The 990-nt window shown below is 54.4% G+C and carries 1 protein-coding gene; it reads left to right on the top strand.

Features of this window, described 5'->3' with window-relative positions; all coding sequences use genetic code 11:
* Window positions 1–842, top strand: an 842-nt coding sequence (locus HMPREF0373_RS06645; RefSeq protein ID WP_021738895.1) for a ParB/RepB/Spo0J family partition protein, incomplete at its 5' end; no start/stop codon positions are given.
* Window positions 843–990 lie beyond the last annotated feature (148 nt).

Genomic DNA, 990 nt, shown 5'->3' with positions numbered 1-990 from the left:
ATCCGTTTCACACATTCCGTCCGCACCCCTTTAAGGTACGGGACGATGCGAAGATGCAGGAAATCGTTGCTTCTATCCGCGTAAACGGTGTAATGGTTCCCGGTCTTGCCCGCCCGGAGAAAGATGGAAACGGCTATGAAATTGTAGCGGGCCATCGCCGTACCCACGGCAGTGAATTGGCGGGGCTGGATGAAATGCCCTTTATCGTCCGTGAAATGACCGACCACGAAGCGGTTCAGGCCATGAAGGACAGCAACAAGCAGCGTGACGGGATGCTCCCTAGCGAATTGGCCGCGCTGCTGGAACTCGAGGTTGAGGACATCAAGCATCAGGGCGGGCGGCTGAAAGGTGTTGCGGAAGGCGATGTCGGGAAACGCTCGGTTGAGATTGTAGGCGAGGCGCATGAAATGAACTATAAAAAGGTCATGCGCTACTTGCGGCTCAACTCCCTTGTGCCGGAGCTTCTGGATAAGGTAGACGATAAAAAGATGGGCTTCATGCCTGCCGTGGAGCTTTCCTACATCAAACCGAAAAATCAGAGGCTTATTGCTGTTTCCATTGACGGGGAGCAGGCTTCGCCCTCGCTGGCCCAGGCTAAACGGCTCCGGGAGCTGGATAAGGAAGGTAAGCTTAACGGCGATGTCATTGACGGTATCTTATCAGAACAGAAAAAGGAGGATCGAGGCGTGATTATTTCTACTGCGGAACTGGAAAAGTATTTTGGCAAGGAGGTCACTCCCGCCAAAATGAAAGAACAGATTATGTCCCTGCTGGATGACTGGAAAGAAAAACAGCCGCCGGAGCAGGCAAAAGCCCCGAAAAAGCAGGAACTTGACAAGTAACAACTTCGAGACACTTTGTCCCGAGGGCCCCGCCCTCGCGCAGAGGCTCTGGTGGTATATATCCCCCGTCGCCGCCTGTTTTTTAGTACAGCCGGGAGTGGGCCGTCAAGGGTGCAGCGCACCGCCGTTTTCGGCGGCTCGCCCTTGA

Origin of the sequence: Eubacterium ramulus ATCC 29099, assembly GCF_000469345.1 — a bacterium.
Classification (GTDB): Bacteria; Bacillota; Clostridia; order Lachnospirales; family Lachnospiraceae; genus Eubacterium_I; species Eubacterium_I ramulus.
The sequence above is the reverse complement of the archived record's forward strand: the minus strand, read 5'-3'. Positions and strand labels throughout refer to the sequence as shown.